Here is a 14,355-nt window from a genome sequence, read left to right as displayed (position 1 = left end):
ACAAAACTACAAAATTATGTCGGCATGCGGGTTGCGAATCTTACTGATAATTGGTTTGTGCGGAATGGTTTCGCTGGCACCGGCTCAGGATCGTTTGCTAAGTGACTCCGAATTGAACGGGCTGAAAACCTGGTTTCCGGCCTACCGGCCGGCGAGGGTAACGGGCGTAGAATTGCGCGGAAATCATTCCGTGCCCAACCAATACGAAACGATCGCCGAACTGGCTGATCGGGCTGCCAAATCGGAAACCATTCAGTCGGTTCAACTCACCGTTGCGGTATTGCAAAGAGGAAATATCAACCGGCTGGCGGAACTCAAGGACTTGCGGATAGTGGGTCTGGAAATCGATACCGCCACAGTAACCAGTGCTTTGTGGCAGGCCGTGGGCCAATTGAAACGGTTGCAGCGGCTTTCGGTTTCTCAGGTGAATGGGGGCGAACTAAACCGGGCTTTTTCGACGGGATTAGTGGCCTCGTTAGCGCAACTACCGCAGCTCGAACACGTACAACTTCAGATCCGCCCGGCCGACTGGAAGCCCCTTATGACCACGCTCGCCAGCCTGCCCAGGCTGCGGAAACTGACGCTGGGTAGTAACCCCAACATGACCTCCCTACCGCCGGAACTGACCAAGGTCCGGCAGCTAACTTCGCTGACGATTTACGGCAGTGGACCCGGATTCCGGCTTCCGGCCTCATTGGGCGAGTTGACCAAGTTGAAAGACCTGAATTTAAACTATTTACAGCTGGATCAAAACCGCGAGTGGTCGTTTCTGAACCAACTGACCGAACTGGAAACCATTCGGCTGAACTACACCCGGCTGCAAAGCGTACCCGATCTGCGATCACTGAAAAAACTGAAACTTCTTGAACTCCAGGGCAACGAACAACTGGTCATTCCGGCCGAAAACCTCACCGGATTGGATGCGTTGGAGAAAATAGACCTGTCGAATTGCAAAATACGTCAACTCCCGTCGACAATCACACAGTTGAGCGGGCTGAAAGAACTGGTGCTGAATTACAATCCGTTGGGCGAACTCTCGACACCATTCGGCTCGCTGAAACAACTGGAAGTCTTGCAACTGAGTGGATGCCAGTTGCGAAAACTGCCGGAATCGATGGGGGAGCTGATCCACTTGAAAAAGCTGCACCTGGATGGGAATCAACTTGATACGTTAAATTTTGATATTGGTAAACTGACCGGACTCACTTTTTTGTCGGTTTATGAAAACCAACTGCGGTATTTGCCTTCATCAATGGGTCGATTAGGGGCTTTGCAACAGTTGAATTTGTCGAATAATAAGCTCGTTCAACTGCCGGAAACACTGGGTGATGTAACAAGTCTTACGTATTTATCGCTTGTGGGAAATCGGCTGACTGCGTTGCCATCCAGCACGGGTAAATTAGTAAATTTGACGCATTTGGAAGTCAACGGAAATCGTTTGCAGCAACTTCCGGCCAGCATCGGTAAACTCCGGCGATTGAAATACCTGGGACTCGGTTCTAATAAATTAACGCAATTGCCGGACGATTGGGGCGAGCTGGATTCCCTGCAATCGGTTGACTTGGTCATGAACGAGTTGACCGTTTTACCCGGTGCCTTATTTCGTCTCGTTCAATTGCACAGCCTGAATCTGGCCGGCAATAAGTTAACGTCGATCCCTCCTGCACTGGGAAAGCTTACTAACCTGACGAACCTAAACCTGGCAAATAACCGCCTGGTCAGTCTGCCCCCGGAAATTGGGAAATTAACGAAACTTCAGTCGCTACCGATAGCGGATAACCCGCTGGAAGTTTTGCCCGAAACCATCGCATACTGTAAAGAACTTACAAGTATTTTCGCCCGAAATACCAAATTAAAAGCGTTGCCGGAGGGCATCGTTCGGCTTACTAAACTTCAGCATATCGATCTTTCCGGAAACGAACTAACCATTTTACCCGCAGCGCTGGGCAATCTGACCGACCTGCGCTCCCTGCGGCTGGGACGAACCCGGCTGTTGGCACTGCCCGAATCGATCGGACGTTTGACGCACTTAACGTCTTTGCAAATTGGGGAAATGGGCGATGTTTCAAACAACAACCCCGCCGGTTTACACCAACTGCCCGACAGCCTGATTTTTTGTCAGGAACTGATGGATCTACAGCTTATGAATCAACCGGGCCTCGATGGCGACGACACCTTTGCCAAGGTAAGTAAACTGCCTAAATTGACTAATTTGACCTTGTTCAATTGCAACCTGGAACGGATTCCGGCGATTGACTGGAAGAAGTTTCCCGTACGTCAGCTTTCTCTCATGCACAACCGCCTGACCGAACTGCCGGTTGAAATCCTGGAAAGCCCTAAACTACAACAGATTTCGCTGTACGAAAACCTCCTGCCGCAACCGCTTAATACCAACTTTGGCAATAAAGACGCCCTGCGGCTGGCGTTTAGCGAAGCCGGTTTATTGACACTGGATAAAATTGCCAAACCCAACCGGGGTGTTGCCACCTCCTATGTCCAGATGGCTTTTCAGAAGGCCGGTCAGCGCAACTGGGCGGAAGCCTTTGCCAGTTTTGAGAAAGCCATCGACTACGCATCCGACACGATGCGGATTGTGCTGTATGCGCAACGGGCCGACATGCACGTCTTCCGGCAGGAATACAAGGAGGCCATCGCAGACTACGATCAGAGTATTGCGCTGGCCAACCGGCTGACCCAGGGCGTTGCTTCGCAACTGCCGATCCAGAAGCTGCAATTTGATCAGCCCGCCGTGCTGGCGTTGCGCGGTCGGGCCAACGCGAAGGCTAAACTGGGTCAGGTAGACGCGGCCCGGGCGGATATTGAACTGGCCCTTCAACGGCTGGAGGCCATCAAAGGCAATCCGGAACTGAAAGGGAGTTTACTGATTGAACAGGGGCGGTATTTAACGCTGAAAAATAAAGTGACTGACGCCAATGCGAGTTACCAAAAAGCGCTGGAGGAATACGAAAAACTGCCCTACGCCAATACCGGTATTAAACTGACTGTGGTCGAATTGCACCTCATTGCCGGTCAGCCGGATCAGGCCCGCACAGCCTTACAGAAAATTGACAAACGAGAGCTTCAGGGCGGTAACGCCATTCTGGAAAAGTACCTGGAAAACAGCATTCAGGTGCTGAAAGGAGAAAAGCCGGATGCGGAAGTTCTGGCCGACCTCAGTACGTTTCTGGCCAGCCACAACGAGCGAATTATGGGCTGGAGCTTCGAGTTGTACGAAAACTGGTTGTCCCGCTCGAATCTGTCGACGGAAAAGCGGGCGGTTTTGCAACAAATGACCCAGCTCACCAAAGAGCGGCTTCCGAAAATGGATTAAAACAGCTTGCTCCACGCAAAGCGAATCAGCAACAGTAACCCGACGAAGCCGACCAGAATGTAGGCAAAGGGAATGTAGGTGACGGCGTAAATCCGGGTGCGGTCGATGAACCACAGCAGGCCGATGACGGCCGCGATGAGCGTCATGAAACCCGACAATTTGCCAAAACCGGGGATGTAAGCGAAGGGGAGTTTGCGTTTGATGAGCATCAGCGTGGCCACCATCGTCACCACCGGCAAGACCTGCGTAATCAGGTTCATCCGCCAGATGCTTTGCCGTTCAAACAGAAACAGATAGACGTTCAGCGTGAAGGCAAAAATACCGGGAATGCAGGCCAGGTAAACCAGCGTGGCATAGACAAACCGCCACCGCCAGATTTCTTCCGCTTTCTCGCCCGCCCATAGGTTGACGACGAACGCCAGTGCCGGGATAGCCAGCAGAAAAATCGCCAGAATCGCCGGATTAGCAGAAACGGAGTCGAAAAAATCCTGTAAAGTCATGAGCATGACGTTATTTCGCGGAGTTGAGCGGAGAAAAAAGAGTTTAGCAGAGTTTATTATCTCTACTTCTTTTTTTCTCCGCTCAACTCCGCGAAATAACTACTTAACTTATAAAGTCAGCAGATAACCGATGGTAAAGTTGGCATCCCAATCGAAAACGAACTGGTCGCAGTTGGTTCCGTCGGCGATGGCTTTGTAGATATTGACACCGGCTTTGGTTTTGGCTTCCGTGGATTTGTACGCGGCTGGTGCATTCAATACCGTGTAGCGTTCCTTGCCCTTGCGAACCTGTTTGGCCAGCTCAAAAGGCACCCCGCCGATGATGAAACAAGTTTTGCGATTGCCCGCCGGAATTTGTTCGGCTTTGGCTTTCACCTCGTTGTAGACTTTCGTATCGTCGTCGCCATTCTGGAAATATTTGGCACCGTAGCTTTCGAGCGCGCTGGTTTTTCCACCATCTTTCCACGAAATTTTGGTGTTTCCCGAGCCAATATCCACCACAAAGGCGTTGCTTTCAAAATCTTTGGGCAACACCGACCGCAGTGCCAGACGGCCTTCCTGTTCGGGCGTTACGGTATTGACCACATAATTCAGCGATTTCAAGGCCTTGATAATTTTCTGGGTATTATCGGCTTTGATGGCTCCCGAGCTGACGACAAAATGAATATCCCGACCACTGACACCGAAGTTCAGCATTTCGGAAATGTATTTTTTCAATCCTTCCCGGACGTCCTGATCGGTGGCCATATTTTCCAGAACCAGGCTATTGCCGAATTCGGCTTTTTCCAGTTTCCAGGCTTTCTCGGCATCGACGGTGATTATGAACGAGTTAAAACCGCTGGCTCCTAATTCCACTACACCTTTCAGTTTGCCGTTTTGCGGAGCGGGCGGGGTGTAATTGAACGTTGGCCGGGAACCCGCTTCATCGGTGGCTTCGGTATCTGTCGATGGTTTGGCAGATTCCTCGGGCGTTGCTTCGGACGACCCCGACGGCATCGAGGGTGAATCCGAGGTCTGTTCCGCCGTTTGTTTGGGCGCTATTTTTTTCAGCAGATCGACTCCGCCGATGTATTTAAAACCAAAGTAGATAGCGGCCAGAATCAGGGCCGTGATGAGGAGCCTTCCGGCTACGGTTAAGCGTTGCATGGTTTGATCAATTGTGTGAATGAGTGATTGAGCGATTGTGTGAATTGATTGTCGAGTGAAGGGTGATTGAGCAATTAGGTGAAAAATCAATGACCCTGGTTTTCACTCAATCGCTCAATCACAACCCACTCATTAGTCCAGCAGGCTCCGGTAACCTTCGTCCTTGGGAGGATTGACCTGGCGGTTGGCCGGTGTTGGGGGCGGAGTGGTTTCGTCCAGCTTGATGATCTTGAATTCGCCGTGGTTGTAAGCTTCCAGCAATGCCTGGCCTTTGTCCGACAGAATACCGTTCTGGATGTCCACCGAATTGATGAAGTCCATCGACATATCCATCGCCCGTTTCATTTCACCCAGCTTTTTGCTCATGTCGTCCTGGATATATTCCATCGACTCGTCGAAGTAAAACTTCTTGTCGGGATCGCCCTTGAAAATGCTGATGGCCGTCCGGAGTGCGTTCGAGCTTTCCTTAACGATTTGATATTCAGCTTCTTTTAGTTTGACCTTGATTTCGGTTTCCTTAATAATGTAGTCGGCGCTTTTGTTCACTTTCTCCATGAATTCCAGCACCGTCCGCATGTTGCGTTGCAGGGGTTGCAGTTTTTCGTTCATTTCCTGCAAACCGGCTCCTTCGATGGTGGCCAACTGGGCCGCTTCCCGCATACCCGGGCGATCGGTCATGTTGTTGGCCTTGTTGGCTTCGGCAAATTTTTGCTTGATGACGTCGTTGTTCTCGGCAATCTTCCGATTCAGTTTCACCAGCTGCCCCGCCAGCGTATCGATCTGACCCTGCATGCTCCGCCGTTTATCTTTCAGGTCATTGACGTAAATTTTCATGATCGCAATCGGATCGAGCTGGATGACCAGGCCCGTCAGTTTCCGCATAAACGTCTTGTACAAAAAGAAAACCGCCGTGCGGACATCTTTACTCGTAATCAGGAAAATCAGAAAGCCCAGAACTGCCAGCAAACCAGCCAGATACAGCGTATTTTCAGTAACCTTAATCAGAAATTCAACGATTCGATTAAAGTAGACCAATCCCATCGCGCCGATGGCGGCCAGAAAAAACAGCCCCACGATGCCTTCCGGGCGGCTCCAGAACGAGCGTTTGTCACCGTCTTCGGTTCGGCCACCCAGTTGTGAAAAATCAGGAGATGATGCCATGTTTAGTTTAGAGTTATGGTTTAAAGTGTATTCGGTATACGGTTTTTTGTTTACGGTATTCGGCGGCTGAGGCATTCGAGCGTAAACCGAATACGGAAAACCGTAAACCATTATTTAATGTATTCGCCCAGTTTTAACAAATCCCGCTTGATCTGACCGACGAACACGGCCAGCGTCGCTTCGTAATTGCTTTTACTCTGGGTGATTTTCTGCTGTTGTTCGTTCAGCTCACCGCCAATTTTTGCCAGTCGCTCGTTATTCGCGTCCATTTTTCGCTGAATTTCCAGAATCTGCCTGGCAAACTGCTCATTCTCCGATTGCAGTTGTTTCTGTTCGTTGGACAAGCCGCCGACTTTTTCGGTCAGCGTCTCCTCAACGGTTTTGGAAAACGCCTGCTGATCGTTGTTCAAGGCCGTCAGATACTGGTTGGCCGAGCTAACCAAAGCCGCCACATTGGCCGAACCACCCATCGCTTTGAAACTCGCCCAGGCCGCCTGATACTGCTGATCTTCGCTCAGATTGAGGTTGGACAGACTTTTCAGCGCTTCCCGAAACTCAAAATAATCGGGGCCTGGCTGGTTGGCTTTTGACAGTACGGACGCAAAATGGTCCACAAATTTCGTGTCCACTGTGCCCTCCGGTGCGGCCACCGGCCCCGGTATTGCCGAAACCGGTGCGGTTGGAACGTGATTTGGCTGGGCCGCCGGAGTTCCCACCGGACTGCCCTGACTTTGAGGCATAACCGGCATCGGTTTGCTACCGGTCGGTTCGTCTTTAATAAAGAGATTCAGGAGTTTTTTTCCGAAGCCCTCCAGCCCGGAACTCGTTTCTTGTTCTGCCATCTTGTTTTAGTTAAAACCTTTTCGCTTTTGCGGATGAAAGACGGAACAATATTAGAAGGGTGCAAGATGATAAAATAACAGTTTTAAGCCAAACGGTTCACCGGTGGCCTGTAAGGAAAAAAACCGGGCCGAAGTATGTGTAAATACATTTTTCCCGGTTTTTTGTTTGGATGGAGAGTGGAAAATTACGCTTTCTTTCGGGCTCCTGCGGCTTTCGGCATGGTGGCCCGGCCCAGGTAAATTTCGTCGCCTTTCAGATTGATAGTCGTATAAAACTGATAGCCGTCTTCGATATAGCGCACCATGACCTGTTCGCGCTGGCTGGCTTTTCCGTAGGGTTGGGTGGCTGCTACCAGAATCTGATTGCCGTTGACGATGGCCCGCACAAAGGGCACATCCTGGGTTTTCATCTGATTGGCAGTGTATTTATACCAGGTTTTTCCGCCGTCGACGGAGCATTCGGTTTGTTCATTCAGGTATTTTTCGCGGCCATTAAACAGGTCACCGTGGTGTTTGAACAACCGCCAGAGACCGTGAACATAGTGCTCATAGCAGGCGTAGACCCGATCATTTCCAAGGCCCTGCTGATTAACTTCCGCGGGGGTCGGCTGGTCCGGTTTGAGGTCTGTCGCATCATCCCAAAGGAGGGCGCCGTAAGCCCCCGTGAACCAGTAAAATACCGCAATTCCTTCCGCAATGGCGGGTGGAGCGGCATTTTTGGCTTTCTCGCTGTTGTTGAATTCACTGCTTTGGGTATTGAACAGCCATTGCCAGGCAATCCGTTTTTTCGGCGACAGACGCCGGTTTACTTCCTGTTCATGAAGCAATGCTCCCAGCCAGTGGCGCGCGCCGTCGTCGTTGTGGGTAATGGAATAATCGAACTCGGGGTACATGTAGTACGTACCCGGCATCTGAAAATCGACGAAATCGGCAAAGGTTTTACCAACAATATCGTCGGGCATCCCACGCTGGCGCGAAGTCTCCGTGTGTTTGGCCGGCATGGCCCAGAGCCACTCGGCAGAAGCATTGAAGTCGCGGGCGCGCGAGTAGCCATACCCGTTCAGCGGCACCGGAGCAATGGAACCCACTTCGGTGTAAGGACTGAGCCACTGCCGAAGGGTTTTCATCATGAAAACATACATATTGACCTGCTCCTGCCGATTCAGTACATTACCAACGCCTTCATTCTCCAGGTCAAAAAAGACCTTTCCGTACGTAAGTAATCGTTTATCCGGTGGGCAATCCCCAAAATTGGTACACTCCCCGTTCAATTCCAGCATGGCCCACGATACGCTGTTTTTATAATTCTGATCGCCCCACGGTCGCACATACCAGGTTTCCGACGCTTTATCACCCGACCGCGACCAACCGATATGAAAAGGGGCATCAGCCATGTATCCCTGTCCGATGGTCAAGGCCCGTTGTGACGGTTTCAGGCGGCTGGTCCAGCCTTCCGGTTTTTTATTCCATTCGCTGCGAAATTCATCCGGCGACATGCGGGTTTTATCGACGGATGAAAACCCCCGCCGGAACAATTTAGACCAATCCTGATCGACATGCAGATTACGCCCGGCTCCGCTGAACGTTAGGGACTTGGTGGCGGGCAGCGTAAAATCGCCGACAACGTCCGGATTCCAGTACCCTTTTCGGGTAGTGGGGGTAAAGGCCTGCCGGGGTGTCGGATTCAGGGCGGTTTGGGAGGGCAGATCCCCCTGATGAAGGGTAGTAATCGGTTCCGGCCCCCGAACATAACGGGCGTACCAGTAACTGGCACCCAGCGTTCCGGCAAGCAGAGGAATAAGGATGAATCTCATACGTTTGGTCATTCGTCCAAATATCGTTTCGTGATGGGTTGGTACGAATCGATTCGGCGGTCACGGAAATAAGGCCATGTCGTCCGGTATTTTTCGGTTAAATTTAAATCAATCTCTTGTACATGAACCACTTCCTGGTCGTGGGGAGCCAGATACAGCAGCGAACCGTGGGGATTGGCGACGAACGAACCACCCCAAAATCGCTGACCATTTTCGAGCCCTACCCGATTGACCGAAACCACATGCACGCCGTTGGCGATGGCATGGCTGCGCTGAATGGTTTGCCAGGCATTGTACTGTTCCTCATCAATTTTGGGATCGGTTTCTTCCGTATCCCAACCGATGGCCGTGGGATAAAACAGAATTTCGGCTCCCATCAGGGCGGTAATACGGGCCGGTTCCGGATACCACTGATCCCAGCAAATCAGAACGCCGATTCGGGCATATTTCGTATCAAAAACTTTATAGCCCAGGTCGCCCGGTGTAAAGTAAAACTTTTCGTAATAGCCAGGATCGTCGGGAATGTGCATTTTGCGGTATTTCCCCAGATACGTTCCGTCCGCATCCAAAACCGCCGTCGTATTATGATACAATCCGGCCGTGCGCTTTTCAAACAACGACGCAATGAGTACGGTATTGGTTTCACGGGCTACTTCTGATAAGCGTTCGGTTGTGGGGCCGGGAATGGATTCGGCCAGGCTAAAATTATGGTGATCTTCCACATCGCAGAAATAGAGCGAGCGAAATAACTCCTGCAAACACACAATCTGAGCACCTTTGGCGGCCGCTTCCCGAATGCCTGCAATGGCTTTTTCGAGATTAGCGTCCAGGTCGGCCGAGCAGCTCATCTGCACCAGGCCAATGTTCACTTTTTTTGACATGCGATTCAGTAGGATTATCGTTCCGGGCCCGTCCTTCGTGTCGATGGCCCGGTGCCGCGCTTCAACTCTTTCAGATCAAAATCAAATGGCAATTCATTCATGCATTTAAAATGACCTAAAGGACATTGGGCATAGCCAATTTTAGAACACGGACGGCACGGCAACAGTTTGTTTTCCAGCGAAACAAAATTGGTTTTGTAGGGATACATGCCCAGTTGCGGAGTCGTACTCCCCCAGAGCGCGTAGATTTTTTTCCGAAAGGCAGCCGCGATGTGCATTAAACCGGTATCGTGGCTAAAAACCAGGGCTGACTGTTGCAGAATCGAAGCCGACTGGTTGAGGTTGTATTTACCGCAGGCGTTGTAAATCAGGTTATCACCCAGCGCCTGACGAATTTCCTCACCGGCCTGCGTATCTTCTTTACCACCCAGTAAAACCAGCGGATAGTTAATTTTCCGGCACAATTCAATCATCCGCGCAACCGGCAATTTCTTGGTCTGGTGCTGACCACCAATGGCATAGGCAACAAATCCCCGCCGGTGCGTTTCGGGTAGCCACTCGGGCTCAACAATGTCTTTGTAAGGAATAAAATAATCCAGTCCTTTGTCATCATTGATTATCCCCAGTGACTCGGTTGTTTTCAGATACCGATCGACAATGTGCAGGGCTGGCATGGTATTGACCTTGAAGCGGACATAAAGCCATTTTTCCCAATTCAATTTGTCGAAACTACGCGACGGAACGGCCAGCCGGAGTTTGATCAAAAGGGTCCGGAGGTTGTTGTGCAGGTCGATGATGTAATCATACCGTTCGGTTTGCAACTGGCGAATGAGGTCATTCAGGCTGTCATCCAGGTAGATACCTCTGTCGATGTTTGGATTTGATTCGATCAGGGACTGGAACGATCGTTTCGTACAAAAATGAATTTCTGCACCCGGAATCTGTTGTTTCAGGCACCGAACCACCGGCGTCGTCAGCACAATGTCGCCGATAGACGAAAATCGTATAACCAGAAATTTGACAGGAGTGGTGCGCATTTACTGGCGAAAATACGATAAGGCCGGGAGATTTTAAAAGAATGGTTTAAAACCTGCCCGCTTGCCGACAGATAAATGATCAGGTGGTACCGCCTGCGCCCGGTCGCAGATCGCCGGATGCCGGGCTACTGATCCCAGAAGCGCGGTTTATTGGGTGTCCGGTAAATGCTGTTTTCACAGACGAGACAAGGGGCCATATTATCCAGGGCAATGTTTTTCCCGTTGGGAATGCCAACGGCATCTTTTGTCCGGTCCACTTTCAAGGCCATTACGCTGACGCCAGCCGCGCCAAAGTAGCCATACACCACTTCGTCGGGGTTGCTGATGCATTTCAGGTTTCCGCCAACGGTTGCCGGTGCGGAGTCAAATAAGCCACCCGTATTATTGACCAGCTTTTTGACGCTGTTAAAAAATTGAAAGGCCCCCGGACTGATGGATTGCTGCTCAACTTCCAGGTAGTAACTACTGCGCGAGGTAAAGGGTACACTCATGATGTATTGCCGGCTGATGGCCTTTCCATTGATGGCGGCATCCGAGCTAATGTTGATGCAGTTACTGTAACACTGATTGATATTCCAGCAATTGGTACAGCAGGGAATACCAACATAAAAACCTTCGGCATTGATGTTATCACTGAGCTTGCAAGCCGGGGTGAATTCGTAATTTTTCCAGATCCAGCGGTAATAATCACCGGGTGTTTCGGGGTCTTTGGTATCCAGAAATACTTCCCAGGTATTTTTTTTGTCGTTTTCGAAAGGGGCCGGATTATACTGGTATTCGTATTTGAGCTGGGTGATCGGCGGAGCCGGTTTTAACAACTCCAGAGGGGATTCATACTGTTTTCCGCTGGCTGTTCGGATCGAAATTTTGTAGGAACGCCCCGCCACGCCCCGGATGCCGTTCGGAGCGGTCTGGTAGGAGCCCGGGCGGATTTCTTTTAAAACTTCCTGATTACCGGCATTGTCGGCTAAAATCACGGTTGCACCGCTAATGAGCAGATTCAAACTGGCGTAGGAATAGTTGGCAGTTTGGGATAAGTTGACGGCATAAGGCCCTGGCTGATCGGTAATTAATCCTTCCACCACCAGCGCGCTGCCGATGGACTGGGTATCCGGCTGGTAGGGAGTAACGCAGGAACCGACCAAAACCAGCAACACGAGAATGAATGGACTCAACCGAAATTCCGGTAAAATCAGGCCGGTTCTTTTTACTGTTTTCATCATACGTCAAAACTTGAAATTATACGTCAGGGACGGAAAAGCCGACCCGAAAACCGCCAGCTTATAACCATCGCTCAGGGAAGCGGAATTCATCTTGAAAAAGACAGAATAGGCATTTTTCCGGGCGTAAACGTTGTAAATGGAAAACACCCAGCTCCGTTCCCAACGCCGTTTTTTCGCCGGATCCTGGTTAAATTCGATGGCAAAATCCAGGCGGTGATAATCAGGAATCCGTTGTTGATTCCGGTTGATGTAAATCGGAACAATGATCCCATTGACGCGCGCCCGGGCATACGGCTGGGTTACGGGCCGTCCGGTACTATACGTGAAGTTGAAGGAGACGTTCACCCGGTTATTGGGCCGAAATGTCGTCATGGCATTCAGGGTGTGGGGCTTGTCGAAATTGGCCGGATATTGCCGGCCGTTGTTCACCCGTTCGGCCGGATACGGGCCGTTGATGGTATACAGGGACCGGGAATAGGTGTAACTAACCCAGCCAATCCAGTGACCTTTGTTCTTGCGAAGCTGGGTTTCCAACCCATACGCCTTGCCGGTTCCCTGCAATAACTCCGTTTCCGGCGTCGGATTGAGCACCAATTCAGCACCATCCTTGTAGTCGACCACGTTTTTCAGGGTTTTATAATACACTTCGGCCGAGGCTTCAAACGCATTTCCGGCGGTATTTTTAAAATAGCCCACCGACCATTGATCCGCAATCTGGGGCTTCACAAACGAGTCGCTCAGTTTCCAGCGCGAAACGGGTAAGGCGGCTGTTGTGTTGGTAATCTGCTGAATGTATTGCCGCAGGCGGTTGTAGCCCGCTTTGATCGATTGGCCCTCACCAACCGTCCAGCGCAGCGCCAGACGCGGTTCGATGCCGCCAGCCTGATGATAAATGTGTCCTTTCCGATAGGAGGTGGAAGACGTGGCGGTTTCGGGTTCGCGGGGAACGCCTTCCTGGTAAACCGGCACCGAGGCTGGCCCCCGGTTGAGCAGTTCGGAATAGCGAATACCGCCCAGCACCGAAAAGGCATCGTTCACTTTCCACTCATCCTGGGCATAGACCGCCAGTTCATACGCTCGTTCGATGGGCAGCGATTTTGGCAAGACATTCGATTGAAAACCGGGAATCAACTGATTGGGCTGGAGGTAATAATCGATGATACTGATACCGCCCTGCAACTGGTGGTTGTCGGTCAGGGTGTAACTCAGATCGGCCTTGAGCTGGCGGTGCAGAATTTCCGACGAAAGCTGAAACGCGTTGCCGGGATCGGGAGCGGACGTTTCGGGGCGGTATTGGCTGTAAACGGCGGTTGTGGTCAGATTGAGCCGGTTGTTGATGAAGTAATTCCATTTCAACGTTCCATTGACCGTGCGGTATTCAAAAATGGTCGATGAAGCATTGACCTCCACCGTTGAAAGCGAATCCGAAGCCAGTTTAAATTCGTCATGGCTGGTATAGCCCGTAAACGTGATGGTATGTTGTTCGTTGGGCTGAAACTTCACTTTGGTCGTCAGGTCGTAGAAATTGGCTTTCGTATCGCGGATACTGCGGGGCATAATCTTGAACAGGAAATCATTGAACGAGGCCCGTCCGGCCAGCAGGAACGAAAGTTTTTTCGTGAACAGAGGCCCTTCAATTCCCAGACGGCTGGCAACCAGGCCAATCCCACCCGTAACGGACAATTTTTCCACCTCCGGTTCTTTCACCCGAATGTCGAGCACCGAAGCCGCCCGTCCGCCCATACTGGGCGCAATACCGCCCCGGTTGAGGGTTACATCACGGACAATATCGGGATTGAATACCGAGAAAAAGCCCATCAGGTGACTCGAATTGAAGATGGGCGCGTCGTCCATCAGCACCAGATTCTGATCGGTGCTGCCCCCGCGGACGTTGATGCCCGGCGCTCCTTCGCCCACCGTGGTGACGCCCGGCAGCAGCAACAGACTGCGCACCACGTCGGCTTCACCCATAAAAGCCGGAATCCGCTTGATCGTCTTGATGGTCATCTGCGTAACGCCCAGCTCGACCTTCTTTACGTTGCGGTCGGGGGCCTCCGACGTAACGGTGATTTCGTCCAGATCTTTGGAATCGTCTTCCAGCAGAATTTCCGTCAATACGGTTTTATTGAGGGTAATGGTATGGGTTTGGGAACGAAAACCAAGGTGCGAAAACTTAATGTTGTAGGTGCCGACGGGGAGGGAAATGACAAAAAAGCCATCGCGGCTGGTGGTGACGCCCCGGCGGTTTTCCATAATAAAGACATTCACGCCCTGGATAGGTTGTTTGGTACCGGCATCGCGGATGTAACCCGTTAATGAATGATTGGGTTTGCCGGTTTTAGGCTGAGCTACAGCAATAAAAATAGGAAGCCAACTGCACACAAAGGTGAAGTAGAAAAATCGCATGTACGTCAGGTCGT

Annotated in this window: 10 protein-coding genes; 1 reads left to right on the top strand and 9 read right to left on the bottom strand. The window is 51.2% G+C overall.

Going from position 1 to position 14,355, the window contains the following annotated elements:
* The first annotated feature begins 16 nt into the window (after window positions 1-16).
* Window positions 17-3,331: a leucine-rich repeat domain-containing protein gene (locus EHT87_RS08445; RefSeq protein WP_185716162.1), complete on the top strand. Its 3,315-nt coding sequence runs from the start codon at window positions 17-19 to the stop codon at window positions 3,329-3,331.
* On the opposite strand, the gene EHT87_RS08440 is transcribed toward EHT87_RS08445, so the two are convergent.
* The 9 genes from EHT87_RS08440 to EHT87_RS08400 all read right to left on the bottom strand — a co-directional run bounded on the left by EHT87_RS08440 (window position 3,328) and on the right by EHT87_RS08400 (window position 14,341).
* Window positions 3,328-3,831 (bottom strand): hypothetical protein, encoded by a 504-nt coding sequence (locus EHT87_RS08440; protein ID WP_124905732.1) that lies wholly within the window; start codon window positions 3,829-3,831, stop codon window positions 3,328-3,330. The genes EHT87_RS08445 and EHT87_RS08440 overlap by 4 nt on opposite strands.
* Window positions 3,832-3,939: 108 nt before the next feature.
* Entirely contained in the window at window positions 3,940-4,977 is a 1,038-nt protein-coding gene (locus tag EHT87_RS08435; RefSeq protein ID WP_124905730.1) for an acetate and sugar kinases/Hsc70/actin family protein, read from the bottom strand.
* A gap of 132 nt (window positions 4,978-5,109) precedes the next feature.
* Complete coding sequence (locus EHT87_RS08430) at window positions 5,110-6,138, bottom strand: hypothetical protein (RefSeq protein ID WP_124905728.1); 1,029 nt, start codon at window positions 6,136-6,138, stop codon at window positions 5,110-5,112.
* A 110-nt stretch (window positions 6,139-6,248) separates the two neighbouring features.
* A complete protein-coding gene (locus EHT87_RS08425) occupies window positions 6,249-6,980 on the bottom strand; it encodes a hypothetical protein (RefSeq protein ID WP_124905726.1) in 732 nt (243 codons plus the stop codon).
* Between the two features lie 185 nt (window positions 6,981-7,165).
* Window positions 7,166-8,794: a hypothetical protein gene (locus EHT87_RS08420; protein ID WP_124905724.1), complete on the bottom strand. Its 1,629-nt coding sequence runs from the start codon at window positions 8,792-8,794 to the stop codon at window positions 7,166-7,168.
* A gap of 8 nt (window positions 8,795-8,802) precedes the next feature.
* Complete coding sequence (locus EHT87_RS08415) at window positions 8,803-9,675, bottom strand: carbon-nitrogen hydrolase (protein ID WP_124905722.1); 873 nt, start codon at window positions 9,673-9,675, stop codon at window positions 8,803-8,805.
* A 14-nt stretch (window positions 9,676-9,689) separates the two neighbouring features.
* Window positions 9,690-10,712, bottom strand: a complete 1,023-nt coding sequence (locus EHT87_RS08410; RefSeq protein ID WP_124905720.1) for a glycosyltransferase family 9 protein — start codon at window positions 10,710-10,712, stop codon at window positions 9,690-9,692.
* A 125-nt stretch (window positions 10,713-10,837) separates the two neighbouring features.
* Window positions 10,838-11,935: a DUF4249 domain-containing protein gene (locus EHT87_RS08405; RefSeq protein ID WP_229320897.1), complete on the bottom strand. Its 1,098-nt coding sequence runs from the start codon at window positions 11,933-11,935 to the stop codon at window positions 10,838-10,840.
* A 3-nt stretch (window positions 11,936-11,938) separates the two neighbouring features.
* Complete coding sequence (locus EHT87_RS08400) at window positions 11,939-14,341, bottom strand: TonB-dependent receptor (RefSeq protein ID WP_124905718.1); 2,403 nt, start codon at window positions 14,339-14,341, stop codon at window positions 11,939-11,941.
* Window positions 14,342-14,355: the final 14 nt, after the last annotated feature.

Source organism: Larkinella knui (genome assembly GCF_003858645.1).
GTDB classification, from domain to species: Bacteria; Bacteroidota; Bacteroidia; order Cytophagales; family Spirosomataceae; genus Larkinella; species Larkinella knui.
Note: the sequence above shows the minus strand (reverse complement) of the source record. Positions and strands in the feature narration are given on the sequence as shown.